General features: G+C 60.3%; 21 protein-coding genes. 9 read left to right on the top strand and 12 right to left on the bottom strand.

Annotated features, from left to right (window positions below; genetic code table 11):
* Nucleotides 1-142: 142 nt before the first annotated feature.
* Nucleotides 143-1,042, top strand: a complete 900-nt coding sequence (locus ACVWXD_RS27725; RefSeq protein ID WP_032883909.1) for a LysR family transcriptional regulator — start codon at nucleotides 143-145, stop codon at nucleotides 1,040-1,042.
* A gap of 226 nt (nucleotides 1,043-1,268) precedes the next feature.
* On the opposite strand, the gene ACVWXD_RS27720 is transcribed toward ACVWXD_RS27725, so the two are convergent.
* From ACVWXD_RS27720 to bioB, 10 genes are all read right to left on the bottom strand, one after another.
* Nucleotides 1,269-3,047 carry an acyl-CoA dehydrogenase C-terminal domain-containing protein gene (locus ACVWXD_RS27720; protein WP_457371538.1) on the bottom strand — a complete coding sequence of 593 codons (1,779 nt, stop codon included), beginning with the start codon at nucleotides 3,045-3,047 and terminating at the stop codon, nucleotides 1,269-1,271.
* Between the two features lie 122 nt (nucleotides 3,048-3,169).
* Nucleotides 3,170-4,939, bottom strand: coding sequence for an acyl-CoA dehydrogenase C-terminal domain-containing protein (locus ACVWXD_RS27715; RefSeq protein WP_095185057.1), 1,770 nt, complete (start codon nucleotides 4,937-4,939; stop codon nucleotides 3,170-3,172).
* Between the two features lie 90 nt (nucleotides 4,940-5,029).
* Nucleotides 5,030-6,319 carry a GGDEF domain-containing protein gene (locus ACVWXD_RS27710; protein ID WP_179179810.1) on the bottom strand — a complete coding sequence of 430 codons (1,290 nt, stop codon included), beginning with the start codon at nucleotides 6,317-6,319 and terminating at the stop codon, nucleotides 5,030-5,032.
* A 200-nt stretch (nucleotides 6,320-6,519) separates the two neighbouring features.
* Nucleotides 6,520-8,325, bottom strand: a complete 1,806-nt coding sequence (locus ACVWXD_RS27705; RefSeq protein WP_032883916.1) for a phenylacyl-CoA dehydrogenase — start codon at nucleotides 8,323-8,325, stop codon at nucleotides 6,520-6,522.
* Between the two features lie 263 nt (nucleotides 8,326-8,588).
* Nucleotides 8,589-8,870 carry a hypothetical protein gene (locus tag ACVWXD_RS27700; protein WP_032883917.1) on the bottom strand — a complete coding sequence of 94 codons (282 nt, stop codon included), beginning with the start codon at nucleotides 8,868-8,870 and terminating at the stop codon, nucleotides 8,589-8,591.
* A 106-nt stretch (nucleotides 8,871-8,976) separates the two neighbouring features.
* Nucleotides 8,977-9,657, bottom strand: a complete 681-nt coding sequence (gene bioD, locus ACVWXD_RS27695; RefSeq protein ID WP_032883918.1) for a dethiobiotin synthase — start codon at nucleotides 9,655-9,657, stop codon at nucleotides 8,977-8,979.
* Entirely contained in the window at nucleotides 9,654-10,466 is an 813-nt protein-coding gene (gene bioC, locus ACVWXD_RS27690; protein WP_095185059.1) for a malonyl-ACP O-methyltransferase BioC, read from the bottom strand. Before bioC ends, bioD begins: the two co-directional genes overlap by 4 nt.
* The gene (locus ACVWXD_RS27685) at nucleotides 10,459-11,190 is read right to left on the bottom strand and encodes an alpha/beta fold hydrolase (RefSeq protein ID WP_457371537.1); all 732 of its coding nucleotides are present in this window, start codon (nucleotides 11,188-11,190) and stop codon (nucleotides 10,459-10,461) included. Before ACVWXD_RS27685 ends, bioC begins: the two co-directional genes overlap by 8 nt.
* Complete coding sequence (gene bioF / locus ACVWXD_RS27680; RefSeq protein ID WP_032883921.1) at nucleotides 11,183-12,364, bottom strand: 8-amino-7-oxononanoate synthase; 1,182 nt, start codon at nucleotides 12,362-12,364, stop codon at nucleotides 11,183-11,185. The genes ACVWXD_RS27685 and bioF overlap by 8 nt, the downstream gene beginning before the upstream one ends.
* Before the next feature lie 143 nt (nucleotides 12,365-12,507).
* The gene (bioB, locus tag ACVWXD_RS27675; protein ID WP_032883922.1) at nucleotides 12,508-13,563 is read right to left on the bottom strand and encodes a biotin synthase BioB; all 1,056 of its coding nucleotides are present in this window, start codon (nucleotides 13,561-13,563) and stop codon (nucleotides 12,508-12,510) included.
* Nucleotides 13,564-13,655: 92 nt separating this feature from the next.
* Between bioB and ACVWXD_RS27670 the strand changes: the two genes are divergently transcribed.
* The 5 genes from ACVWXD_RS27670 (at nucleotide 13,656) to rarD (ending at nucleotide 19,356) form a co-directional block, all read left to right on the top strand.
* Nucleotides 13,656-14,393, top strand: coding sequence for a ComF family protein (locus ACVWXD_RS27670; protein ID WP_095185061.1), 738 nt, complete (start codon nucleotides 13,656-13,658; stop codon nucleotides 14,391-14,393).
* Between the two features lie 52 nt (nucleotides 14,394-14,445).
* Nucleotides 14,446-15,210 (top strand): TOBE domain-containing protein, encoded by a 765-nt coding sequence (locus ACVWXD_RS27665; protein WP_095185062.1) that lies wholly within the window; start codon nucleotides 14,446-14,448, stop codon nucleotides 15,208-15,210.
* Between the two features lie 79 nt (nucleotides 15,211-15,289).
* Nucleotides 15,290-17,188 carry a PhoX family protein gene (locus ACVWXD_RS27660; RefSeq protein ID WP_457371536.1) on the top strand — a complete coding sequence of 633 codons (1,899 nt, stop codon included), beginning with the start codon at nucleotides 15,290-15,292 and terminating at the stop codon, nucleotides 17,186-17,188.
* A gap of 179 nt (nucleotides 17,189-17,367) precedes the next feature.
* Nucleotides 17,368-18,342, top strand: coding sequence for a serine/threonine protein kinase (locus ACVWXD_RS27655; protein WP_032883927.1), 975 nt, complete (start codon nucleotides 17,368-17,370; stop codon nucleotides 18,340-18,342).
* A 129-nt stretch (nucleotides 18,343-18,471) separates the two neighbouring features.
* Complete coding sequence (gene rarD / locus ACVWXD_RS27650) at nucleotides 18,472-19,356, top strand: EamA family transporter RarD (protein WP_032883928.1); 885 nt, start codon at nucleotides 18,472-18,474, stop codon at nucleotides 19,354-19,356.
* Between the two features lie 111 nt (nucleotides 19,357-19,467).
* Here the strand turns inward: rarD and ACVWXD_RS27645 are convergent, their stop codons facing one another.
* Complete coding sequence (locus ACVWXD_RS27645) at nucleotides 19,468-19,980, bottom strand: glycine cleavage system protein R (RefSeq protein WP_032883932.1); 513 nt, start codon at nucleotides 19,978-19,980, stop codon at nucleotides 19,468-19,470.
* 266 nt (nucleotides 19,981-20,246) lie between these two features.
* On the opposite strand from ACVWXD_RS27645, the gene ACVWXD_RS27640 reads away from it, so the two are divergent.
* On the top strand, nucleotides 20,247-22,424 hold the full coding sequence (locus ACVWXD_RS27640; protein ID WP_457371535.1) for a malate synthase G: 2,178 nt from the start codon (nucleotides 20,247-20,249) through the stop codon (nucleotides 22,422-22,424).
* Nucleotides 22,425-22,542: 118 nt separating this feature from the next.
* Here ACVWXD_RS27640 and ACVWXD_RS27635 read toward each other — a convergent pair whose 3' ends face one another.
* Nucleotides 22,543-22,989, bottom strand: coding sequence for a response regulator (locus ACVWXD_RS27635; protein WP_457371604.1), 447 nt, complete (start codon nucleotides 22,987-22,989; stop codon nucleotides 22,543-22,545).
* Between the two features lie 246 nt (nucleotides 22,990-23,235).
* Between ACVWXD_RS27635 and ACVWXD_RS27630 the strand changes: the two genes are divergently transcribed.
* The gene (locus tag ACVWXD_RS27630) at nucleotides 23,236-25,158 is read left to right on the top strand and encodes a putative nucleotidyltransferase substrate binding domain-containing protein (RefSeq protein ID WP_177434275.1); all 1,923 of its coding nucleotides are present in this window, start codon (nucleotides 23,236-23,238) and stop codon (nucleotides 25,156-25,158) included.
* Entirely contained in the window at nucleotides 25,155-25,862 is a 708-nt protein-coding gene (locus ACVWXD_RS27625; RefSeq protein WP_032883937.1) for a 3'-5' exonuclease, read from the top strand. The genes ACVWXD_RS27630 and ACVWXD_RS27625 overlap by 4 nt, the downstream gene beginning before the upstream one ends.
* Nucleotides 25,863-26,711 lie beyond the last annotated feature (849 nt).

Below are 26,711 nucleotides of genomic sequence, written 5' to 3'. Positions count from 1 at the left end.
AGTTGCCTATGTAAACGCTATCAACACAAACACTGTTCATTGCCTGATCTGGCCCTGTAAGCCCTGCGAATAGGCGCTAGACTAGGCGCCTAAAGGGCTAACAGCCATTTCGATTTTTCAGCTTTTTCGATAAGAAAGACTTATGGATTTCAAGCAACTGCGTTATTTCGTCGCGGTGTATGAAGAGGGCCATGTAGGCCGTGCCGCCGAACGTCTGTCGATTTCCCAACCAGCTTTGTCGCAACAGATTCGCCAACTGGAGCAGAACCTGGATGTGAGCTTGTTCGAGCGTAGCAGCAAACGTCTACTGCCAACCCTGGCCGCTCACACGCTGTACAACCACGCGTTGCCGTTGATAGATGGCATGCAGCAAGCCGTCGAAGCGCTGCGCAACTTCAAGGGCCAGGCCCTGCGCACCTTGGCTATCGGCGTGCTGCAAACCGTGCACACCAGCCTGGTGCCGCAGATGCTTGAGCGCGTACGCAAGGCCCAGCCGCATCTGGTGGTGCAGATTTACGAATTGACCGGGCTTGAGATTGAACGGCGGCTGCTCAATGGTTCGCTGGACATCGGCATCAGTTACCTGCCACCCCGTCAGCCGGGATTACATGGCGTGCTGCTGTATGAAGATGAGTTGAAAGTGGTCATTCCGGACGATCATCCCCTGCGCGAATTCAAGAAAGTCTCGCTGAAACAGGCGGCCGAGTTGCCGATGTTGTTGCTGGGGGAAGAGTTTCAAATCAGGCAGATCTGGCAGGGCCAACTCGCCAACCTTGGGCGACGGCCACAAGTCCAGGCTGAGCTCAACACCATGGTGGGGATTCTCGACAGCCTGCCCCATACCAAACTGGCAACGGTGCTGCCGGGGCGCTCCCAGGACGAACACAACAGCCAGATGCTGCTGTGGAAACCCTTGAGTGAACCGAGGGTGCCGCTGAAAGTAGGCTTGGTGTGCCGTGACGTGCAGCGCCAGCAAGCAACAGTGGCGCTGCTGCGCACCTTGCTTGAAGACGTGATGAATGCCCCGCAGGCGCCGGCCTGACTTTTTCGCGGGCAAAAGAAAACCCCGCCGAAGCGGGGCTTTGCAGACTGTTTCCCTGACATCCATTTCACTCCGCCGTCCTGGCAGAATCCTACGTGTCCGTGTTGTTTCTTTGCGCTTCCTGCGCGACGTCCATGTGAAGTAGATTATCCGTGGATCCAATTTGGCGATAGAGGACGAATAGCAGCACGTCATGTAAGAGAATGCTTACACGCCCTCGCCCCCCTTAAAACAGTGCCTCATCCATCAAAAACAGTGATTCGCTACCGGCCTTTACCGACGCACTCAGCGAGTGAATACGCGGCAGCAGGCGCGCAAAGTAGAAGCGCGCGGTCCCCAGCTTGCTGGCGTAGAAGTCTTCTTCAGCCGCTTTGCCCAACGCGGCCTTGGCCATACGCGCCCACATGTAGGCGTAGGCCATGTATCCAAACGCATGCAAATACTCCACTGAGGCCGCACCGATTTCGTTCGGGTTGGTCTTGGCGCGATCCAGCACCCAGGCCGTCAACTCATCGAGGTTGTCCACCGCCGCACTCAGCGGTTTGGTGAACTCAGCCAGGTCGGCGTTCGAGTGAGCAATGAACTGGCGGATCTCGTCGGCAAACAAGGTGTAGAACGCCCCGCCGCTGCCCACGATCTTGCGCCCCATCAAGTCCAGGGCCTGAATGCCGTTGGTGCCTTCGTAGATCTGGGTGATACGCACATCACGCACTAATTGCTCTTGGCCCCACTCGCGGATGTACCCGTGGCCACCAAACACCTGCTGGCCGAGCACCGTGGTTTCCAGGCCCAGGTCGCTGAGGAACGCTTTGGCCACCGGCGTCAGCAATGCCACCAGGTTATCCGCACGCTCACGGGCTGCGGCGTCTTCGCTGAACTTTGCGATATCCAGCTGCGTTGCCACGTAGGTGGAGAACGCGCGGCCGCCTTCGTTCGCAGCTTTCATGGTCAGCAGCATGCGGCGCACGTCCGGATGGACGATGATCGGGTCAGCGGCTTTGTCTTTCGCCTGAGCGCCTGTCGGTGAGCGGCTTTGCAGACGATCACGCGCATATTCAATTGCGTTTTGATAGGAACGCTCGCCGGACGCCAGGCCCTGGATACCCACACCCAGACGCTCGTAGTTCATCATGGTGAACATCGCCGCCAGCCCACGGTTAGGCTCGCCCACCAGGTAACCCACGGCTTCGTCGAAGTTCATCACGCAAGTAGCGGACGCCTGGATACCCATCTTGTGTTCAATGGAACCACAGCTCACCAGGTTGCGCGCGCCGAGGCTGCCGTCGGCATTGACCATGAACTTGGGCACCAGGAACAGCGAGATCCCCTTAGGCCCGGCCGGCGCATCCGGCAGCTTGGCCAAGACCAGATGGATAATGTTTTCGGTGAGGTCGTGCTCGCCACCGGTGATAAAGATCTTGGTCCCGCTGATTTTGTAGGAGCCGTCCGTCTGAGGCTCGGCCTTGGTCCGGATAATCCCCAAGTCTGTGCCGGCATGGGCCTCGGTCAGGCACATGGAACCGGCCCATTCACCGGAATACATCTTCGGCAGGTAGGCAGCCTTGAGCTCTTCGCTGGCATGGGTGTTGATCGATACGCACGCGCCAGACGTCAACATCGGATACAGGCCAAACGCCAGGCTCGACGAGTTGATCATCTCTTCAACCTGGGCCGACACCGCCTTGGGCATGCCCATACCGCCAAACACCGGATCGCCGCCGACACCGACCCAGCCGCCTTCAGCGTAGGTTTTGTAGGCCTGTGGATAACCGTCCGGGGTAAACACCGCCGTGTTGTCCCAGCGGCAGCCTTGCTCATCGCCACCGCGACTCAGCGGGGCGATGGATTTGGCGGTGACTTTGCCGGCTTCCTCGAGGATCGCCTCGACAGTTTCGGCGTCAACGCTGTCTGCCAATGCCGGCAATTGGGCCCATGTATTGGCGACCTCAAAAACTTCGTTGAGGACGAAGCGCATATCACGCAGCGGCGCTTTGTAATCAGCCATGGCAAACCTCGTGAGAACGGGAAAAGTGATTCGATAGGATCGGTTTTACAGGCTCCGAGTGTACCCGAACAACTTTTCAGACACATAGGGTCCACTTGTGACTGATTGGTATTTTTAAGTCACTACAGTGCAAATGCCTCCGCTGGCAGACTCATCAGGCATTCGCTGCCCGCTTGCACAGCGGCGCGGTGGGTTGTGGTACGCGGCAGCAGACGCTTGAAGTAGAACTCGCACGTGGCCAGCTTGGCCTTGGCAAACTCGACATCGTCATGGGCCTGCGCCGCAATCGCCATGCGCAGCCACAGGTAGGCAAGGACGATGTAACCGCTGTACATCAAGTAATCCACGGCAGCGGCGCCCACTTCGTCGGGATTTTTCATCGCGGCCATGCCGACCTGGGTGGTCAACTCGCCCCACTCCTGGTTCAACTGATTGAGCTGCGCCACATAGGCCTTGAACTGCGGATGTTCGGCATTCGCGGCGCAGAACTTATGCACAATCTTGGTAAACCCGCGCAGCAACTTGCCCTGGCTGCCCAGCACCTTGCGCCCCAGCAGGTCGAGTGCCTGAATGCCGTTGGTGCCTTCATAGATCGGCGCAATCCGCGCATCGCGAGCCAACTGCTCCATGCCCCATTCGCGGATATAGCCATGGCCGCCAAATACCTGCATGCCGTGGTTGGTCACTTCCAGCCCGGTGTCGGTCATAAAGGCTTTGCAGATCGGCGTGAGGAACGCCAGCAGGTCTTCGGCTTCCTGGCGTTGAGCGGCGTCGCTGCTCAGGTGTGCAGTGTCGAGTAATTGCGCGGTGAAGTAGGTCAGCGCGCGATTGCCTTCGTTGAAGGCTTTCATGGTCAGCAGCATACGACGCACATCGGGGTGCACGATGATCGGGTCGGCGGCTTTGTTCGGCGCCTTGGCGCCAGTCAGGGAGCGCATTTGCAGGCGGTCGTTGGCGTATTTGATCGCGCCCTGGAAGCTCGCCTCGCCGTTGCACAGGCCCTGCATGCCGGTACCCAGCCGCGCGTGGTTCATCATGGTGAACATGCAATTGAGGCCTTTATTGGCCTCTCCAATCAAAAAGCCCTTGGCGCCGTCGAAGTTCAGCACGCAGGTGGCCGAGGCCTTGATGCCCATCTTGTGCTCGATGGAGCCGCAGTGCACCGCGTTGCGTTCGCCGGAGTCAGCGTGGAACTTGGGCACGATAAACAGCGAGATACCTTTGGTGCCCGCGGGTGCATCCGGCAGTTTGGCCAACACCAGGTGGATGATGTTGGCGCTCATGTCGTGCTCACCGGCCGAGATGAAGATCTTGCTGCCGGTGATCGCATAGCTGCCATCGGCCTGGGGCACGGCGCGGGTCTTGATCAGGCCCAGGTCGGTGCCGCAATGGGCTTCGGTGAGGCACATGGTGCCGGTCCATTCGCCTGCGGTGAGTTTGCCCAGGAACGTGGCCTTCTGCTCTTCCGTCCCGTGGGCGTGGATCGCCGACATCGCGCCGTGAGTCAGGCCCGGATACATGCCCCATGAGGTGTTGCTGGAGCCGATCATCTCGCTGAGCACCAGGCCCAACGATTGCGGCAAGCCCTGGCCGCCGTAGGCCGGATCCGACGCCACACCGTGCCAACCGCCTTCGACGTATTGGGCGAAGGCTTCCTTGAAGCCCTTGGGCGTGGTCACGACGCCATTGTCGAAATGGCAGCCCTCTTCATCACCGCTGCGGTTGAGTGGCGAGAGCACGTTCTCGCAGAATTTGGCGCCCTCTTCGAGGATAGCGCTGACCATGTCCGGGCTGGCGTCGGTTGCGCCCAGCGTGGCGTAGTGACCGTGGAAATCAAATACGTTGTCGATCAGAAAGCGCATGTCGCGCAGGGGAGCTTTGTACTCAGGCATGGTCATGTCTCCGGCAGCAGATGGTCTCAACCTACTGCTGGCCAGCGTCGCAAACAATCACTGTAGAACCGCTGAATACACCGCCATTACTTAACCGGCAGCGCTGTCCATACGCACCGCGCCACGGCGCGTCTGCCCGGCGGCGATCACGCAGTTACGCCCGGCGCCCTTGGCCGCATACAGCGCCTGGTCGGCGGACTTGAGGACTTCTTCGGAGCTGCGCTGCTCGGCCTGGCGTTCGGCCACGCCGATACTGACCGTCACCGACACACTCGTCGCGCCGCTGCCCGCCCGGCGCTGACGGCCTTGTTGATCATCCTGGGGACGGTCCGAGTTGCGCAGCTTAATGTCATAGTTGGCGATAATTTCGCGGATTTCCTCTAGGTGCGGCATGCACTCATCCAGGGTTTTGCCGGCAAACACCACGGCGAACTCTTCACCGCCGTAGCGGTAGGCGCGTCCACCGCCATTGACCTTGGACAACTTGCTCGCCACTAGGCGCAGCACTTGGTCACCCACATCGTGACCATGGGTGTCATTGAACCGTTTGAAGTGGTCGACGTCGGTCATCGCCAACACATAGTTGCGCCCCAGCCGCTGCATGCGCTCGTTGAGGGCGCGGCGTCCCGGCAGGCCGGTCAGCTCATCGCGGAACGCCATTTGATAGGCCTCATGGGCCACGCCGGCCGCGATCATCAACATCACCTGGCTGCACATGATGTTCAGGGTGAACGGCAGGATGAAAGTTTTCGGCAGCATCCAGAACAGCCCCAGCAATCCCACCAATTGCGCCGCGTGCAGCGGGCGCGGCTGGTACCAGTATTGGGCGGCGAGGGTGAGAAAACCGATCAGGAACATCGGATACGACAACTGGATCAGGCTCATCCAGGTCCCGTGCAGCGCCGGCCAGCGAATCTCCGCCAGCCAGTTCAACACCGCTTGGGGATAACTTTGCTCCAGGGCCAGCGCCACGCTGCCTATCGCCAGTACCACAGCGCAACGGGCCACGAAGTCGCGGAACAGATGGGTTTTCTCCTGCCACAGCGCGTAGATGCTGAACAGCAGCGGCAACAGCAGGCAACACAGATGAAACACCACGGCAGCGTCTTCGCGCACGCGGCCGTTGTCGCGATAGAAATCGGTCTGGGTATCGAGCAGGAAGTAGGCGATGTACACCGTGATCATCAAAAACAGCTCACGCTGGCGCCGATACACAGCGCAGTACGAACCGCCGAGCAACAGCACCAAGGTTGGCAACACATTGAACAGTGACGTGAAGAAGACGTTGAGGTCCTTGACGTACGCAGCCGAGAGCCCGGCCAGCAAGAGCAGCAACGAAGGGAGGAAATGACTGAAACGAACAGCGGACACGCGTGACAAGGGTAGAACTCCGACCCGCAAAAATGATGGCTATGTGCCTTAGCGCGGACAGTTAAGCACACCCTGCCTGTCACGTATCACATTGCCATCACTTTAACGGCAGGCGGCGACAATCCCTGAGCGCTGCGCTGTGTTTTTTATCGCCCATAAAAAACCGCCGCTTCCAAGGGAAGCGGCGGTTCAGGGAAGCCCGGTGAGGCTTAGTAAGCCAGGCCGAAGTCTTCCTCTTTCATGTCCATCAGGTTGTTGGCGCCCGATAGCATGGTGGCTTTGTGCGCCAAAGTACGCGGCAGAATGCGTTGGAAGTAGAAGCGCGCAGTCTGCAACTTGGCGGTGTAGAACGCCTCTTCGGTCGTGCCGGCAGCCAGTTTTTCGGCCGCCAGGCGTGCCATGTCGGCCCAGAAGTAAGCCAGGCAGGCGTAACCGGAATACATCAGGTAATCCACCGAAGCGGCACCGACTTCCTCACGGTCTTTCATCGCGGCCATGCCGACCTTCATGGTCAACTCGCCCCACTCTTTGTTCAGTGCAGCCAGCGGTGTAACGAACTCCTGAACGGCCGCGTTACCTTCATTGGCCTGGCAGAACTTGTGCACGATCTTCGTGAAGCCCTTGAGCGCCTCGCCTTGGGTCATCAGCACTTTACGGCCGAGCAGGTCCAGCGCCTGGATACCGGTGGTGCCTTCGTACAGCATCGAAATGCGGCTGTCGCGAACGTTCTGCTCCATGCCCCACTCGGCGATGAAGCCATGACCGCCGTAGATCTGCACGCCATGGTTGGCCGATTCAAAACCAACTTCGGTCATGAATGCCTTGGCGATTGGCGTCATGAAAGCCAGCAGGCCATCGGCCTGTTTCTTGGCTTCGTCATCGGTGCCGTACTTGACGATATCCACTTGCTTGGCCGTGAAGTACACCATTGCACGATTGCCTTCGGCGAAGGCTTTCATGGTCAGCAACATGCGGCGCACGTCTGGGTGCACGATGATCGGGTCAGCGGCCTTGTCCGGTGCTTTCGGGCCGGTGAGGGAGCGCATTTGCAGGCGATCGCGGGCGTATTTCAGGCCGCCCTGGAAGCCGATCTCGGCATGGGCCAGGCCTTGCAGCGCAGTGCCCAGGCGAGCGGTGTTCATAAAGGTGAACATGCAGTTCAGGCCTTTGTTCGCCGGGCCGATCAGGAAACCGGTGGCCGCGTCGAAGTTCATCACGCAGGTGGCGTTGCCGTGGATACCCATCTTGTGTTCCAGGGAACCACAGGTCACCGCGTTGCGCTCACCCACCGAGCCGTCGGCGTTAGGCATGAACTTGGGCACGATAAACAGCGAGATGCCTTTAGTGCCGGCCGGTGCGTCCGGCAGGCGGGCCAATACGATGTGGACGATGTTGTCGGCCATGTCGTGTTCACCGGCCGAGATGAAGATCTTGGTACCGGAGACTTTGTAGGAGCCGTCGGCCTGAGGCTCGGCCTTGGTGCGCAGCATGCCCAGGTCGGTGCCGCAGTGTGGCTCGGTCAGGCACATGGTGCCGGTCCATTCGCCCGATACCAGCTTGGTCAGGTAGGCCTCTTGCTGCTCGGGGGTGCCGTGCTCGGAGATGGTGTTCATCGCACCATGGGACAGGCCTGGGTACATGCCCCACGACCAGTTGGCTTCGCCGACCATTTCGCTCACGGCCAGACCCAGGGATTCCGGCAGGCCTTGGCCGCCGTGCTCCACGTCGTGGGCCAGGCTAGGCCAGCCGCCTTCGACGAATTGCTTGTAGGCTTCTTTGAAACCCGTCGGCGTCTTAACGCCTGACTCACTCCAGGTGCACCCTTCGATGTCGCCCACGCGGTTCAACGGTGCCAGCACTTGTTCACAGAACTTGGCGCCTTCTTCAAGGATGGCGTCAACCATGTCCGGAGTAGCGTCCTGGCAAGCCGGCAGACTCTGATAGTGCGCTTCATAACCGAGCAGTTCGTCACGAACGAAGCGAATATCACGCAAGGGGGCCTTGTAGTCAGGCATAGCGATAAACCTCTGCTGATGTAGCTGGAATGAACAACCGCGTGGATTTGTTGTGGCGGTCAAACAGGTGTTTGAAACATACGTTTACGACCTGGGGATGTCAAGCGTCGGGCAGATGCCGTCTGTCATGACGCACGTCAACCCAGGCGCAACAAGGCCTGAGGCGAGATGCCACATCGGGGAGAGTGTAGAGAGGGATCAGAATAAAACAGGACAAATGTGGGAGGGGGACGAGCCCCTCTCACATTTCGAGCGCCAGCAGATCAGGCGTAGGTGTCGATCAAGGTGCCGAGCATTTCGTCGGAAGCCTTGGCGACCTTGACGCCTAGCTCCACCTGAAACTTGCCTTCTGCCAGTTCCACCATATTGCTGGCGGAATCGGTCGGCTGGCCACGGTTGATCGCCTGCAAGCGATCATTCTGGGCATCGGAAGGTTGGCTGGTGGCTGCGCTGGCGATCTTGCCAGCGGCCTGGTCGACACGGCTCTGCCCGGACTGAATGGTGTTCAGGCCCGAATAAAACGCGCTGCTTCCAGAGATTTCCATGGCGTAAGCCTGCCTTTAGAGAATCGTGAATGCTGATTGAAGCAGAGAACCTGGCAAAACGCCCGTCAAAAACACTAATGGCATAATGCCTTAGCGATAGCCAAAATCAGTCAAGCAAGTCCAACTGTAAGTATTGCGCCACGGCTTCGGCGCTGGCGTGCTTGAGTTTCGGCACTCGACCCAGGCACGGAGCAGGCAGTCGTTCGGCCAGGGTGGCGAGGTTTTCTTCCAGACGGGAGGTCTTGGGATCGATGATGTTCGCCACCCAGCCCGCCAGCGACAGACCATCCCTTGCGATGGCTTCGGCGGTGAGCAAAGCATGGCTGATACAACCCAGGCGCACGCCTACCACCAAGATCACCGGCAGTTTGAGCCCGATGGCCAGGTCCGACAGATTGGCTTGGTCAGCCAACGGCACGCGCCAGCCACCTGCGCCCTCGATCAAGGTGAAATCCGCTTGCCGCGCCAGAATCTGCTGCATGGGCTTGAGCAGCGATTGCACCGTCAGCGAAACCCCTGCCTCCCTTGCCGCCAAGTGCGGGGCGATGGCGGGCTCGAAAGCCACCGGATTGACCTCGGCATAACTCAACGGCAATGAACATTCGGCCAGCAGCGCCAGTGCATCGGCATTGCGTAGGCCCTCGGGGGTTACTGCGCAACCGGAGGCGACAGGTTTACCAGCGGCGGTGCTTTTGCCGGCTTGGCCGGCTGCATGCAGGAGGCCGGCGGCGATGGTGGTCTTGCCGACATCGGTGTCGGTGCCCGTAATGAAATAAGCGGCGTTCATAGAGGTTTCTCCAGTACGGCGTACACCACTTGATAAGTCGCCGGCAGGCCTTGGGACTGGCGGAATCGCTCATAAGCCTCGACCAGTGCAACAATTCGCGCGCGGCCCGTCAGCCCTCCGGGGCGTCCGGGGTTGAGATTGTGTGCACCAAGAGCCTTCAATTCATGGGTCAGACTGCGCACATCCGGGTAATGCAGCACATGGGGCTGGCGCTCCAGGCTGACCACACGCAGGCCGCTGGCCGCACACAGTTGCTGGTAAGCCTCAAAGGTGCGAAAGCGATTGACGTGCACCAGGCCATCGGCGGCGCGCCAGCTTTCGCGCAGTTCATCCAATGTACCCACACACAAACTGGCAAAGGCCAATACCCCGCCCGGTTGCAGCACGCGATGGGCCTCGCTGAGCACTGCATCGAAGTTGGCACACCATTGCACCGCAAGGCTGGAGAAGATCAGCCCGCAGCTTGCATCGTGCACGGGCAAACGCTCGGCATCTCCCGCGATGAAATGCGCCGCGCCGCCTAAAGGCCGCGCATGGTTGAGCATGCCCTCAGCGATATCCAGCGCCACGCCCTCGCTGGTCGGCAATAACTCACCCAGCACGCGACTGAAATACCCAGTGCCGCATCCCATATCCAGCCAACGTCGTGGCGCGCACGCTGACGGCAGGCGCGACAGCAGTTCATGCCCCACCGCTCGCTGCAGCTCGGCGACGCTGTCGTAACTGGCCGCCGCACGGGAAAACGACGCCGCTACTTGGCGCTTGTCCGGCAAGGCACCCGGCAGAGGGGGGTGGGATAAATCAGTCATCAACGCACTCATGCAAAAAAGCCTGGATGGCCCCCGCTACTCCGTGGGGGTCCTCCAGAAGAAAAGCGTGACCGGCCTGTTCAATCAGACCGATTTCAACATCGGGGAGCAGCGTCAGCAGGTCGCTGGCGGCTTCGGCAGGCACCAACCCGTCCATACCGGCAAACAGATGCAACTGCGGGCCGCGATAGGCCAGCAAGGCTTCGCGGGTGTCCAATTGCGCAAGCAGTTCAAGACCGGTCATCAACGCGCCGGACGGCGTCTGCGGCGCGCCGCTGACCAACAAACGCGCCAGCCCGCGAGGGTCTTCGGCACCTTTGGCGCACAACAATCCGAAGCGCTTGAGGGTGACCTGGGAATCGGCGTGGCAGCCGGCGAGGAAGGAATCGAACGTCTGCGCAGGCATCGCACTCGGCCAACCCTCGTGGGCGACAAAACATGGATTGCTCGCCAGGGTCAGCAACCCGCAGCAGCGTTCGCCACGTCGCGCCGCCAATTCCGAAGCCAGCATGCCGCCCAGGGACCAGCCGCCGAGCCAGGCGTCATCCGGCAATATGGCGTCGAGTTCATCCAGCCATTCGCCGAGATCGCTGGAGTCCAGCACCGGCAACGGCTCGATCTGTACGTGCAGGTGTTCGTCCAGCCCTTGCAATGCGGCGGCCAAAGGTTCCAGCGGCGATACTCCGAGGCCCCAGCCGGGCAGCAATATCAGTCGATCACGCATGGTCGGGCTCCAGGGCGCCTAGCAAGCGGAAACACTCTTCCAATGCGTTTAACAATAGCTGCACCTGCGCCTCGCTGTGGGCCGCCGTCAATGTCACGCGCAAACGGGCGCTGCCGACGGGTACCGTTGGTGGTCGGATCGCGGTGACCATCAAGCCGCGCTCGCGCAGCATCTGGGACAAACGCACGGCTCTGGCGCTGTCGCCGATCAGGATCGGTTGGATCGGCGTAAAGCTGTCCATCAAGTCCAGGCCGAGCTGCTCGGCGCCCTGTCGGAACTGGCGGATCAGGCCATTGAGGTGCTCACGCCGCCAATGTTCGGTGCGCAGCAGCTCCAGGCTTTTCAACGTGGCGCAGGCCAACGCGGGTGGTTGGCTGGTGGTGTAGATATACGGCCGGGCGAACTGGATCAGGCTTTCGATCAATTCTTCACTGCCAGCCACAAACGCGCCGGCGGTGCCGAAGGCTTTGCCCAGGGTGCCGACCAGTACCGGCACGTCTTCCTGACTCAAGCCAAAATGCTCGACGATCCCTGCGCCGTTGGCCCCCAACGGGCCGAAACCATGGGCGTCGTCCACCATCAGCCAGGCGCCTTTGGCCTTGGCCTCACGGGCCAGCGCGGGCAAGTCGGCCAAATCGCCGTCCATGCTGAACACGCCATCGGTGACCACCAACGTATTACCGGTGGCTTTCTCCAGGCGCTTGGCCAGGCTGGCGGCGTCGTTATGCAAGTAGCGATTGAACCGCGCACCGGACAGCAAGCCCGCATCCAGCAAGGACGCGTGATTGAGACGGTCTTGCAGCACCGTATCGCCCTGCCCCACCAGCGCCGTGACTGCGCCCATATTGGCCATGTAGCCCGTGGTAAACAGCAGCGCACGGGGGCGACCGGTCAGGTCAGCCAGGGCCTCTTCCAGTTCATGGTGCGGCGTGGCGTGCCCGACCACCAAATGCGATGCGCCACCGCCCACGCCCCAACGGGACGCACCGGCACGCCAGGCTTCGATCACTTGAGGATGATTGGCCAGGCCCAGGTAGTCGTTATTGCAGAAGGCGAGCAACGGTTGGCCGTCGACCACCACTTCAGGGCCTTGGGGGCTCTGCAGCAGTGGCCGCTGACGGTAAAGGTGTTCGGCACGGCGGGCAGCGAGGCGCGCGGATAGATCAAAAGACATGCAGGCCTCGGACTAGCAGGATTAACTCGATCAAATTGTAGGAGGAGGCTTGCCCTTGATAGCGGTGGGCCAGTCACTTTATTTATCGACTGACACTCCCTAATCGGGGGCAAGCCCCCTCCCACATTGGCCTTTCATTTCAATCAGACGACAGCGTTGTAGAACTGCTCGCTGCTCTTCTGCTCGACCAACGCCTGCTCAATCGCCGCTTGATGCACTTCATCGGCGTGCTCTTCACGGGCTTCCGGCAGGATGCCCAGGCGCGAGAACAGTTGCATGTCCTTGTCGGCCTGCGGGTTGGCGGTGGTCAACAGTTTGTCGCCGTAGAAAATCGAGTTGGCGCCGGCGAAAAACGCCAGGGCCTGCATCTGCTCGTTCATGGCTTCACGGCCGGCGGACAGCCGCACATGGGACTGAGGCATCAGGATGCGCGCCACGGCGAGCATCCGGATGAAGTCGAACGGGTCGATGTCTTCGGCGTTTTCCAGCGGCGTACCGGCCACTTTCACCAGCATGTTGATCGGCACCGACTCCGGATGCTCCGGCAGGTTGGCCAACTGGATCAGCAGGTTGGCACGGTCGTCGAGGGACTCGCCCATGCCGAGGATGCCGCCGGAACAGATCTTCATCCCCGAATCACGTACATAGGCCAGGGTTTGCAGGCGCTCGCTGTAGGTGCGGGTAGTGATGATGCTGCCGTAGAACTCCGGCGAGGTGTCCAGGTTGTGGTTGTAGTAGTCGAGGCCGGCCTGGGCCAGGGCTTCGGTCTGGTCCTGGTCAAGACGGCCGAGGGTCATGCAGGTTTCCAGGCCCATGGCCTTCACGCCTTTGACCATCTGCAGCACGTACGGCATGTCTTTGGCCGACGGGTGTTTCCAGGCGGCGCCCATGCAGAAGCGCGTCGAACCGATGGCCTTGGCGCGGGCAGCCTCTTCGAGGACCTTCTGCACTTCCATCAGCTTTTCTTTTTCCAGGCCAGTGTTGTAGTGGCCCGACTGCGGACAATATTTGCAATCTTCCGGACAGGCGCCGGTTTTGATCGACAGCAGGGTCGACACCTGCACACGGTTCGCGTCGAAATGCGCACGGTGTACGGTCTGCGCCTGGAACAACAGGTCATTGAACGGCTGCACAAACAGTGCTTTGACTTCAGCCAGGGACCAATCGTGACGCAAGGTGGCGGTGATGCTGGCGCTCATGGGCGATTCCTTGATTATGCTTTGGCAAACGCTGCGGGAAGGGCAATACCCACAGGCGCGACACGGATGCTCGGCATATTTAAGGAAGATTCATGCACTGTCAACCAAGATACAAACACGAAGTTTACATCTGGTTAAAAAACATACGCACCTGTTTAATCTGCGATGAGGCCACAGAAACAGACGATTGTGTGTGCAACGTCTGCGAAACCGAGCTGCCCTGGCTGATGGAGCACTGCCAGACCTGCGCGCTACCTTTGGCGATGGACGGTTTGATCTGCGGCCAATGCGTGAAACACCCCCCCGCCTTTAAACAAGTAATCGCCCCCTGGACCTACAGCTTTCCCGTGGACACCTTGATCAGTCGCTTCAAGCACCAGGCGCGCTGGCCCCTCGGGCATCTACTGGGGCACTTGCTGGGGCAACACCTGCGGGATCGCTTCGACAACAACGAACTCACCCGCCCAGACGTTCTGCTGCCGGTACCCATGGCCCGCCAGCGCTTGCGCGAGCGTGGTTATAACCAGGCGCTGATGCTGGCGCGCTGGCTCAGTGCCGACCTGAATATCCCCTACGATGAACACCTGTTATTACGCCCCCATGAAACCATGGCGCAACAGACCCTCGACGCCAAGGCGCGCAAACGCAACCTGCTCAACGCCTTCGCCCTGACCCCTGACGCCCTTGTACAAGGCCGCCACCTGGCGCTGGTGGACGACGTGCTCACCACCGGCGCCACCGCCCACAGCCTGGCGCGGCTGTTGATCAACGCCGGCGCGCGACAGGTGGACGTGTACTGCTTGGCCCGCACACCCAAGCCCGGCACTTGACTCTCATGCCTCACAGCCGCAACGTCCGCTCATCCCAACACAGCGTATGCCCATGTCTCTTCCGACTTTACTGAGCCAACATATCGTCCGCCGCCCCCAACGCATCGCCCTGCTGGGGCATATCGCCGAACAGGGCTCCATCACCCGCGCCGCCAAGAGTGCTGGCTTGAGCTACAAGGCCGCTTGGGATGCCATTGATGAACTGAACAACCTCGCGCAAAAACCGCTGGTAGAACGCAGCGTCGGCGGCAAAGGCGGCGGCGGCGCCAGGCTCACGGCTGAAGGGGAACGGGTATTGCGCCTCTATCAACGCCTGCAAGCCTTGCAGGCTGAGGTGCTGGGCTCGGACGAAGCCGCCAGTGACTTCAATCTGCTGGGCCGTCTGATGCTACGAACCAGCGCGCGCAATCAGTTGCATGGCCTGGTCATCAGAATTGAAAGCCATGGCCGCAACGACCTGATTCATTTGCAACTCGCGGGTGGATTGACCCTCGCCGCGCAAATCACCCACGACAGCACACAACGGCTGGAGCTGGAGATCGGCGTGGAAGTCGTCGCGCTGATCAAGGCTGGCTGGCTGGAATTGCTGGCACCGGATGGCGCCGTAACACTCGGACACAATTGTATGAGCGGGACACTAGACGCCATTCTCCACGCCGAGGACGGTCCCAGCGAAGTGCGTATCGCCCTGCCCAATGGCCAGGTTTTATGCGCCCTGGCGCAGCCCGACGTACTCATCGCCCTGGACGCCGCCGAAGGCCAGGCGATCCAAGTGCAATTTGCCCCCAGTCATGTGCTGCTCGGCACACCGGTCTGAGCCGCAGAGTTCTTCAAACTGCAACAACTTCGTCACACCCGCTCCTTATGGTGTCTGCAAAAACCGCAGGGAGCCTGAGATGAGCCTATTAGAAGAAAACCAAGCCACCGACCTTGAACAGATGGTTGGCCTCACCCGCCGCCGCTTCATCGGCGCCGGCGCCCTGTGCGGTGCCGCGATGTTCCTGGGCGGCAACCTGCTGAGCCGCAGCGCCCTGGCCGTGAACGCCGCGTCCGCCAGCCCGCTGCTGGGGTTTGCCAGCATCGTTGCCGCCACCAGCGACACCATCACCTTGCCGCCGGGCTACAGCGCCTCGGTGCTGATCAGTTGGGGCCAGCCGCTGCACAAAAGCGCGCCGGCCTTCGACCCTTCCGGCAACGGCACGGCCAAGGCCCAGGAACAACAATTCGGCGACAACAACGATGGCATGAGCCTGTTCGCCTTCCCCGGCGACGACAACCGCGCGCTGATGGCGATCAACAACGAATACACCAATTACCGCTATCTCTACGCCCACGGCGGCGCGCCGCAATCGGCGGAAGATGTGCACAAGGCCCAGGCCAGCGAAGGCGTGTCGGTAATTGAAGTGCGGCGCAAGGGTGACACCTGGCAGTTCGTCCAGGACTCGCGTTACAACCGCCGTATCCACGGCAACTCGCCAATCCGCCTGAGCGGCCCTGCTGCTGGCCACGACTGGCTGAAAACCAGCGCCGACAAATCCGGCAAGAAAGCCCTCGGTACCTTCCAGAACTGCGCCAACGGCAAGACACCCTGGGGCACTTATCTGACGTGTGAAGAAAACTTCACCGACTGCTTCGGCAGCAGCGACCCACAACAAACCTTCGACGCCGCACAGAAACGCTACGGCGTGGTGGCCGCCAGTAAAGACATCAACTGGCACCAGCACGACCCACGCTTCGACTTGGCCAAGAACCCCAACGAACTCAATCGTCATGGCTGGGTGGTGGAAATCGACCCATTCGACCCGCAATCCACCCCGGCCAAACGCACGGCGCTGGGCCGCTTCAAACACGAAAACGCCGCCCTCGCTGAAACCCGCGACGGCCGCGCGGTGGTGTACATGGGCGACGACGAGCGCGGTGAGTTCATCTACAAGTTCGTCAGCCGCGACAAGATCAACCACAAGAACCCCAAGGCCAACAAAGACTTGCTCGACCACGGCACCTTGTACGTGGCGATCTTCGACGCGGGCAACGGCGATGCCGATCATCCCAAGGGCAAAGGCCAGTGGGTCGAGTTGACCCATGGAAAAAACGGTATCGATGCCAGCAGCGGTTTCGCCAACCAGGCAGAAGTGCTGATCCACGCGCGCCTGGCCGCCAGTGTGGTCAAAGCCACGCGCATGGACCGCCCGGAATGGATCGTGGTCAGCCCCACCGATGGCCAGGTTTACTGCACCCTGACCAACAACGCCAAGCGCGGCGAAGACGGCCAACCGGTAGGCGGCCCCAACCCACGGGAAAAGAACGTCTACGGCCAGATCCTGCGCTGGAAAGCCAATGCCGATGACCACGGTGCGGCCGATTTCAGCTGGGATTTGTTTGTGGTCGCCGGCAACCCCGGGGTGCACGCGGGCAAGCCCAAGGGCGGATCGTCCAACATCAACCCGCAGAACATGTTCAACAGCCCCGACGGCCTGGGCTTCGACAAGGCCGGACGCCTGTGGATCCTCACCGATGGCGATTACAGCAACGCGGGCGACTTTGCCGGGATGGGCAACAACCAGATGCTCTGCGCCGACCCAGTCACCGGAGAAATCCGCCGCTTCATGGTCGGGCCGGTGGCGTGTGAAGTGACGGGTATCAGCTTCTCACCGGATCAGAAGACGTTGTTTGTGGGGATTCAGCATCCGGGGGAAACCGGCGGCTCGACTTGGCCGGAGCATCTGCCGAATGGCAAGCCGCGTTCGTCGGTGATAGCGATTCGGCGAGATGATGGCGGGATTGTCGGCGCCTGATAGGCCGCTATCGAGGGCAAGCGTCCTCCCACATCAGACCGCATTCCTACAGGATAAACGCGGTCACCTGTGGGAGGGCGCTTGCCCCCGATGACAATGGCACAGGCGCCCCCTATCTCAAGCCTGGTGCGTTACCATACCCGGCCGGAAGCGGCGCCCTGCTGCCCGCAGGAGTTCCCATGGCCCATCCGTTTGAAACCCTCACCCCTGACCTCGTGCTCGACGCCGTCGAAAGCATCGGTTTCCTCAGCGATGCTCGTGTTCTGGCGCTCAACAGCTACGAAAACCGCGTGTATCAGGTGGGTATCGAAGACGGTGAACCGCTGATCGCCAAGTTCTATCGCCCTCAACGCTGGACCAACGACGCGATCCTTGAAGAACACCGCTTCACCTTCGAGCTGGCCGACTGCGAAGTGCCAGTAGTCGCGCCATTGATCCACAACGGCGAGAGCCTGTTCGAACACGCCGGTTTCCGCTTCACCTTGTTCCCTCGCCGTGGCGGCCGTGCGCCAGAGCCCGGCAACCTTGATCAACTGTATCGACTCGGGCAACTGCTCGGCCGTTTGCACGCGGTGGGTTCGACCCGCCCGTTCGAACACCGTGAAGCCCTGGGCGTGAAGAACTTCGGTCACGATTCACTCAACACGCTGCTTGAAGGCAATTTCATTCCCAAAAGCCTGCTGCCGGCCTACGAGTCCGTTGCCCGCGACCTGCTCAAGCGTGTGGAAGAGGTCTACAAGGCCACACCGCACAAGAACATCCGCATGCACGGCGATTGCCACCCCGGCAACATGATGTGCCGCGACGAGATGTTCCATATCGTCGACCTGGATGACTGCCGTATGGGACCGGCGGTGCAGGACCTGTGGATGATGCTCGCTGGCGACCGTCAGGAATGCCTGGGCCAACTGTCCGAGTTGATGGACGGCTATCAGGAGTTCCACGATTTCGACCCGCGGGAATTGGCACTCATCGAACCGCTGCGCGCCCTGCGCCTGATGCACTACAGCGCTTGGCTGGCGCGGCGTTGGGACGATCCCGCCTTCCCCCACAGCTTCCCGTGGTTCGGCAGCGAGCGGTATTGGGGTGATCAGGTGCTGGCACTGCGCGAGCAGCTTTCGGCGCTCAATGAAGAGCCGCTCAAACTCTTCTGATTGCTTTCGAACGTGGGAGGGGGCTTGCACCCTCCTACACAAAGCAGACCGCATTACCAAGCCAGTCCCATTGCCTGACAAATATCCTTACAATCGCGCTTTGTTAGCTGCCTAAGCAAGGATTCTGCAATGCACGCCGCCAACCCCCGCAAGGGGTACATCCTGGGCCTGAGCGCCTATGTCATCTGGGGCTTGTTCCCGCTCTACTTCAAAGCCATCGCCAGCGTACCCGCCGCCGAGATCATCGTTCACCGTGTGCTGTGGTCGGCGTTGTTCGGCGGTTTGCTGTTGATGGTGTGGAAGCATCCCGGTTGGTTCCGCGAGCTGCGCGACAACCCCCAGCGTCTGGCGATCCTTGCCCTCAGCGGTTCGTTGATTGCCGGTAACTGGCTGACGTATGTGTGGTCGGTGAACAGTGGCCGCATGCTGGAAGCCAGCCTGGGTTACTACATCAACCCGTTGGTGAATGTACTGCTGGGCATGTTGCTTCTCGGCGAACGCTTGCGTCGCCTGCAATGGGCTGCCGTGGGCCTGGCCGCAGTGGGCGTGGCGCAACAGGTGTGGCAAGTGGGCAGTTTGCCGTGGGTGTCGTTGGTGCTGGCGCTGACCTTTGGGTTCTACGGCCTGATCCGCAAACAGGCACCGGTCAAGGCGCTACCAGGGCTGGTGGTGGAAACCTGGATGCTGGTGCCAATTGCCGTCGCGTGGCTGCTGTTCAACCCCTCCGCCCACAGTGCGCAACTGGCGTTCTGGAGTACGTCCGAAGCCTGGTGGCTGGTGGCCGCGGGTCCGGTAACGCTCATCCCGCTGGTGTGCTTCAACGCCGCCGCACGGCATTTGCCGTACACCGCGCTAGGTTTCTTGCAGTACGTCGCGCCGACCCTGGTGTTGCTCGAAGCCGTACTGCTGTTCGGCGAACACCTGGCGCCAAGCACGCTGATTGCCTTCGCCTTTATCTGGGCTGGGTTGGTGGTCTACAGCGTGGACGCCTGGCTGACCGTGCGCAAACGCTGATCAAATAACGTACAGCATCCTGCAAGCCACAGCCGGCATGGCTTGCAGGCATTCACCCCAAGGTTATCCACAGGCCCATGCAAGATTTCCATGCATAACCTTGTGGACAAGTTATTCCTCGTTACGCAGCTCCACCATCAAGTCATCGGCCAAGGTTTCCAGGGATTGCTGCAAGCTCTCCAAGGACAACGATGGTGGCACCTGCAACAACGCTTCAGCCGTGAACAGCGGGTCGCCACTCATAGGGGCCGGGCGCACATCCGTGCTCAAGCGCTCCAGGTTCACGCCCTGCTGACTCAATAACGCTGTGATCTCACGCACGATGCCCGAACGGTCATTGCCCACCAATGTCATCACAATTGGTTTGGACGCCGAGGCCTGCCCAGTGCTGCCCTCACCCACCAGCACGCGAATGCCGTGTGTGGATAAGTCCTCCAGCGCCCCCAATAACGCCTGACGGCTTTCCGTAGGTACGCTGACCCGCAGGATCCCGGCAAACTGCCCGGCCATATGGGCCATGCGGCTTTCCAGCCAGTTGCCACCGTGGGCGGCAATGTTCTGCGCGATGCGCTCGACCAGGCCGGGTTTGTCGGCGGCGATAATTGTGAGTACAAGATGGTCCATGGCGAAGCCCTCTGAATTCAATCTACAAGGTGGACCCGGGGGCCCACGAAAACAAATCGTGTACCATTTTTATATTTATCTGGAACAATCCAATAGTTTTTTGAGAACATCCTGTTCTCCGCTGTGACCGTACGACCAAAGTGGGTCGCTAAACGACGTATTTAGTCTAATTTTCACAACCGCAAGTCATCATGTAGTATGCGCAACCGTGCACTACATAATGAAAATCTGAAAAAGCGCATAAGCTCCGCAGAGTGAGGCAAGCAATGACTGAACACGTTCAAGTCGGTGGCCTGCAGGTCGCCAAAGTCCTGTTCGACTTCGTGAACAACGAAGCCATTCCCGGTACCGGCATCACTGCCGACCAGTTCTGGGCCGGCGCCGACAAGGTCATCCATGACCTGGCACCGAAGAACAAAGCCCTACTCGCCAAACGCGACGATTTCCAGGCGCGCATCGATACCTGGCACCAGACCCATGCCGGCCAGGCTCACGACCCGGTGGCCTACAAAGCCTTCCTGCAAGACATCGGATACCTGCTGCCAGAAGCCGCAGACTTCCAGGCTTCGACCCAAAACGTCGATGACGAAATCGCCCGTATGGCCGGCCCACAGCTGGTGGTGCCGGTGATGAATGCCCGTTTCGCCCTCAACGCCTCTAATGCGCGTTGGGGTTCGCTGTACGACGCGCTGTATGGCACCGACGCCATCAGCGAAGCCGACGGCGCCGAGAAGGGCAAGGGCTACAACAAAGTGCGTGGCGACAAAGTGATTGCCTTCGCCCGTGCCTTCCTCGACGAAGCCGCGCCGCTCAGCGCCGGCAGCCACGTCGATTCCACCGGTTACAAGATCGTCGACGGCACGTTGATCGTCAGCCTCAAAGGCGGCAGCAACAGCGGCCTGCGTGACGATGCGCAGCTGATCGGCTTCCAGGGCCCGGCGGCCGAGCCGATTGCGATCCTGCTCAAACACAACGGCCTGCACTTCGAAATCCAGATCGACGCCAGCACCCCGGTCGGCCAGACCGACGCTGCCGGCGTGAAAGACGTACTGATGGAAGCTGCGCTCACCACCATCATGGACTGCGAAGACTCCGTCGCCGCCGTGGATGCCGACGACAAAGTGGTGATCTACCGCAACTGGCTCGGCCTGATGAAGGGCGACTTGGCCGAAGAAGTGGCCAAGGGCGGCAAGACCTTCACCCGTACCATGAACCCTGACCGTGTCTACACCGGCATCGACGGTCAGGACGTGACGTTGCATGGCCGTTCGCTATTGTTCGTGCGCAACGTTGGTCACTTGATGACCATCGACGCGATCCTCGACAAGAACGGCGATGAAGTGCCGGAAGGCATCCTCGACGGCCTGGTCACCAGCCTGGCGGCGGTCCACAGCCTCAACGGCAACAACACCCGCAAGAACAGCCGCACCGGCTCGGTGTACATCGTGAAGCCGAAAATGCACGGTCCGGAAGAAGCCGCGTTTACCAACGAGCTGTTCGGTCGCATCGAAGACGTGCTGAACCTGCCGCGCAACACCCTCAAGGTCGGGATCATGGACGAGGAGCGCCGCACCACGGTCAACCTCAAGGCCTGCATCAAGGCGGCCAGCGAGCGCGTGGTGTTTATTAACACCGGCTTCCTGGACCGTACCGGCGACGAAATCCACACCTCCATGGAAGCGGGCGCGATGGTGCGCAAGGCCGCCATGAAAGCCGAAAAATGGATCGGCGCCTACGAGAACTGGAACGTCGATAGCGGCTTGAGCACGGGCCTGCAAGGCCGCGCACAGATCGGTAAAGGCATGTGGGCGATGCCCGACCTGATGGCCGCGATGCTCGAACAGAAAATCGCTCACCCATTGGCCGGTGCCAACACCGCCTGGGTACCGTCGCCTACGGCGGCTGCGCTGCACGCCCTGCACTATCACAAGGTTGACGTATTCGCCCGCCAAGCCGAACTGGCCACGCGCGAGCGCGCCTCGGTGGACGACATCCTGACCATCCCCCTGGCCAGCAACACCGATTGGTCCGAGGAAGAAATCCGCAACGAGCTGGACAACAACGCCCAGGGCATCCTCGGCTACGTGGTCCGCTGGATCGACCAAGGCGTCGGCTGCTCCAAAGTGCCGGACATCAACGATGTGGGCCTGATGGAAGACCGCGCCACCCTGCGTATTTCCAGCCAGCACATCGCCAACTGGTTGCGCCACGGCATCGTCAACGAAGCCCAGGTGATGGAAAGCCTCAAGCGCATGGCGCCAGTGGTGGACCGTCAGAACGCAGGGGACGCGCTGTATCGCCCACTGGCCCCGGACTTCGACAGCAACATCGCGTTCCAGGCAGCGGTGGAGTTGGTGATTGAAGGAACCAAGCAACCCAACGGTTACACCGAGCCGGTGTTGCACCGTCGGCGTCGGGAGTTCAAGGCTAAAAACGGCCTGTAAATGAAAAAGCCCTGATCGAGAGATCAGGGCTTTTTCTTTGGGGCTGTGTTGTGGATGTACGCGGTCAACTGTGGGACGGGGCGTGCTCCCGATGAAGCCCGTGCAGATACCGCAAAAATCAGGAAGCCATCCCCAACTCACGCTTGACCAGTTTCGCTAACTTCACGCTGTCGATCGGCTTGAGCAAAAAGTCCACCACACTCAAATGCATCGCATCGATCACATCCGGCGCTTCGGCGTCCCCCGACATGATGATGATCGGCAGCGCCGCGCGGGTGGATTCGCGCACTTTGCGGATCAACTCCAGGCCATTGCTCGGTGCCATGCGCAAGTCGGTGATCAGCAAACCGATGGAGCTGCTGGATTTCAACAAATTCCACGCTGCCTCACCACTCTCGGCAGTCATGCAGCGAATACCGTCCAGAGCAAGGATCTCCGCCAGCAGTTCTCGCGCATCCTTGTCGTCATCGACAATCAGCACGCGTTGCGGCGGTAAATCAGGCTCCAGCATCACGGCGCTCAGGGCCTCGCGCTCGGCATCACTCAAAATATCGTGGTCGGACATACGGTTCTCAACAATTTTCATCAATCTCCCAGCACACTCGTCAGACATCTGCGGAAGGGCGATCAATGTGCACTTCGTCGGAAAGTTTGACTAGTGGGTGTTCCACGGGGTTTGGACGATATTCATGTAAGGTTTTTCCCTAGCTCTACGCTGTTTTCATCGACCTAGACTTACGTCCAATGGGCACCTATCGCGTAGGAGTCGACCATGCAGGACGATAACGACAAAAAAACTGCGGTCACTGTTATGAGTAAAGCTGATGCTTTCACGCAGGCGGGTAAAACCGCCGTGTTGCAGAACATCCACGGCACTTTGCAATTCCTGCAACGTTTCCCGCCATTCAATCAAATGGAAAATGCGCACCTGGCATTTCTGGTTGAACAGTGTCAATTACGTTTCTTCGGCCCTGGCGAGAGCATTCTCAAGCCGTCGGGCGGGCCGGTGGAGCACTTTTACATCGTCAAACAAGGCCGCGTCGTGGGCGAACGACCGGACTCGGCAGAAACCACCTTCGAAATCACCACTGGCGAGTGCTTCCCCCTTGCTGCGCTTTTAGGTGAACGAGCCACGCGCACCGAGCATAAAGCCGCCGAAGACACCTTCTGCCTGCAACTGAACAAGCCCGCCTTTATCAAACTGTTTGCCCTCTCCAGCCCGTTTCGCGACTTTGCCCTGCGCGGCGTCAGCAGCCTGCTGGATCAGGTCAACCAGCAAGTGCAGCAAAAAGCCGTGGAAACCCTAGGCACGCAGTATTCGCTCAATACCCGTCTGGGCGAATTGGCCATGCGCCACCCGGTAATGTGCAGCCCGGACACGCCGCTGCGCGAAGCCGTGACGCTGATGCACGAGCAACAGGTGGGCAGCATTGTGATCGTCGACGTCCATCAGTCGCCCCTGGGGATTTTTACCCTGCGCGACCTGCGCCAAGTGGTCGCCGACGGCACCAGCGATTTCACCCAGGCGATCGACAGTCACATGACCCAGGCGCCGTTTTTCCTGACCCCGGACCACAGCGCATTCGACGCCGCCATCGCCATGACCGAACGGCATATCGCCCATGTGTGCCTGGTCAAGGACCAGCGCCTGTGTGGCGTGGTATCCGAACGCGATCTGTTTTCCCTGCAACGGGTCGATCTGGTGCACCTGGCCCGCACCATCCGCAATGCGCCCCGGGTGGAGAACCTGGTGGCAATTCGCGGCGAGATTGGCCAGTTGGTCGAGCGGATGCTCGCCCATGGCGCGTCATCCACCCAGATCACTCACATCATTACCCTGCTCAACGATCACACGGTGTGTCGAGTAATCGAGTTGACCCTCGCCGAAAAAGGCGACCCCGGCGTGCCGTTCAGTTGGTTGTGTTTCGGCAGCGAAGGCCGCCGCGAGCAGACGCTGTACACCGACCAGGACAACGGCATTCTGTTCGAGGCCAAGGACGCGGTGGAGGCCGCCGAGATTCGCGGTCGGTTGCTGCCCCTGGCGCAGCAGATCAACCAGAGCTTGGCGCTGTGCGGGTTCAGCCTGTGCAAGGGCAATATCATGGCCGGCAACCCCGAGCTGTGCCTATCGCGGGCGGAATGGGCGCGGCGGTTTGCGGCGTTTATTCGTGAAGCAACGCCGGAGAACCTGTTGGGTTCGAGCATCTATTTTGATCTGCGGGTGGTGTGGGGCGATGAACAGGGGGGCGATTTTTTGCGCCAAAACGTCCTGGATCAGGTCGCAGATAACCGGCTGTTTCAACGCATGCTTGCCGAGAACGCCTTGCGCCAACGGCCACCTGTAGGACGTTTCCGCGAATTCGTGCTGACACGCAAAAGCGGTGAAAAAGCCACGCTCGACCTCAAGGTGCAGGGCCTCACACCGTTTGTCGACGGCGCGCGCCTGCTGGCGCTGGCCAATGGCATCCACGCCAACAACACCCTGGAGCGTCTGCGCCAGTTGGTGGCCAAGGAAGTCATCGAACCGCTGGACGGCGCCGCGTATGAGGAGGCGTACCACTTTATCCAGCAAACCCGCATGCAGCAGCACCAGTTACAGACCCGCGAGAACCAGCCGTATTCCAACCGCGTCGACCCCGATAGCCTCAACCACCTGGACCGCCGCATTCTGCGCGAATCCCTGCGCCAGGCCCAACGCCTGCAAAGCAGCCTGACGTTGCGGTATCAACTGTGAGTTTATTCGACTGGTTACGTGCGAAAAAACCTGGCCTTGATGCCGCGCAACAACGGCGCCTGGAGCAACTGTCCAAGCCCGCGGCATTGGGCGATAACCCACTGCGTACCCAACGCTGGGTGGTGGTGGATCTGGAAACCAGCGGCCTGAATCTCAACCGTGACCAAGTGCTGTCCATCGGCGCGGTGGTGATCGAAGACGGCGCGGTGGACTTTTCACAGCTGTTCGAACGCACCCTGCAGCGCGCCGAAACAAAGCTCAGCCCCAGCGTGTTGATCCATGGTCTGGGGCCCAGCGCCATCGCCGCTGGCAGTGATCCGGTGGAAGCGCTGCTGGACTTCATGGCATTTGTCGGCGACAGCCCATTGCTGGCATTCCATGCACCGTTCGACCAGCACATGCTCGGCCGCGCACTCAAGGACAGCCTGGGTTATCGCCTGGCGCATCCGTTTCTGGATGTGGCCGACATCGCCCCACTGCTGTGCCCCGAGGCGCCTATCCGCGAAGCCGGGCTGGACGACTGGATAAACCATTTCAAACTGCACGTGGGCGAACGCCATCACGCCAGCGCCGACGCCCTGGCCACGGCGGAGCTGATGCTTATCTTGTTCAGTCGTGCGCGACAACAGCAGATCGACTCCCCGAAGGCGCTTCAGGAGCGCTTGAGCCAATGGAAACGGCGCAAGCAAGCGCCCTCTTTCTAACCACTTAAATAAATGACCTTTAGGTGAATGAGCTTTCATTGTGGTGAGCGGGCTTGCCCCGCGCTGGGCTGCGAAGCAGCCCCAATCCAGGCACCGTGTTTCTTCAGTCATAACCCATTGGCAGGTGTTGGGGCCGCTTCGCAGCCCAGCGCGGGGCAAGCCCGCTCACCACAGAAAATCTAGTCACCACAGAAAGCCTGCTCACCAAAGAAAGCCCCCTCACCACGCTTGAGCCAATGGAAGCGGCGCAAGCAAGCGCCTCTTTCTAACCACTTAAATAAATGACCTTTAGGTGAATGAGCTTTCATTGTGGTGAGCGGGCTTGCCCCGCGCTGGGCTGCGGAGCAGCCCTAATCCAGGCACCGCGTTTCTTCAGTCATAACCCATTGGCAGGTGTTGGGGCCGCTTCGCAGCCCAGCGCGGGGCAAGCCCGCTCACCACAGAAAATCTAGTCACCACAGAAAGCCTACTCACCAAAGAAAGCCCAGTCACCATAGAAAGCCCCCTCACCACGCTTGAGCCAATGGAAACGGCGCAAGCAAGCGCCTCTTTCTAACCACTTAAATAAATGACCTTTAGGTGAATGAGCTTTCATTGTGGTGAGCGGGCTTGCCCCGCGCTGGGCTGCGGAGCAGCCCCAATCCAGGCACCGCGTTTCTTCAGTCATAACCCATTGACAGGTGTTGGGGCCGCTTCGCAGCCCAGCGCGGGGCAAGCCCGCTCACCACAGAAAACCTACTCACCACAGAAAGCCCCCTCACAACAGAAAACCTGCTCACCACAGAAAGCCCTCACCACAAAGAGCCCGTCTCACCAGGCAACGCTCATCTACCAATGAGATGTCATTAA

The organism is Pseudomonas sp. TE3911 (assembly GCF_054062775.1).
Note: the sequence above shows the minus strand (reverse complement) of the source record. Positions and strands in the feature narration are given on the sequence as shown.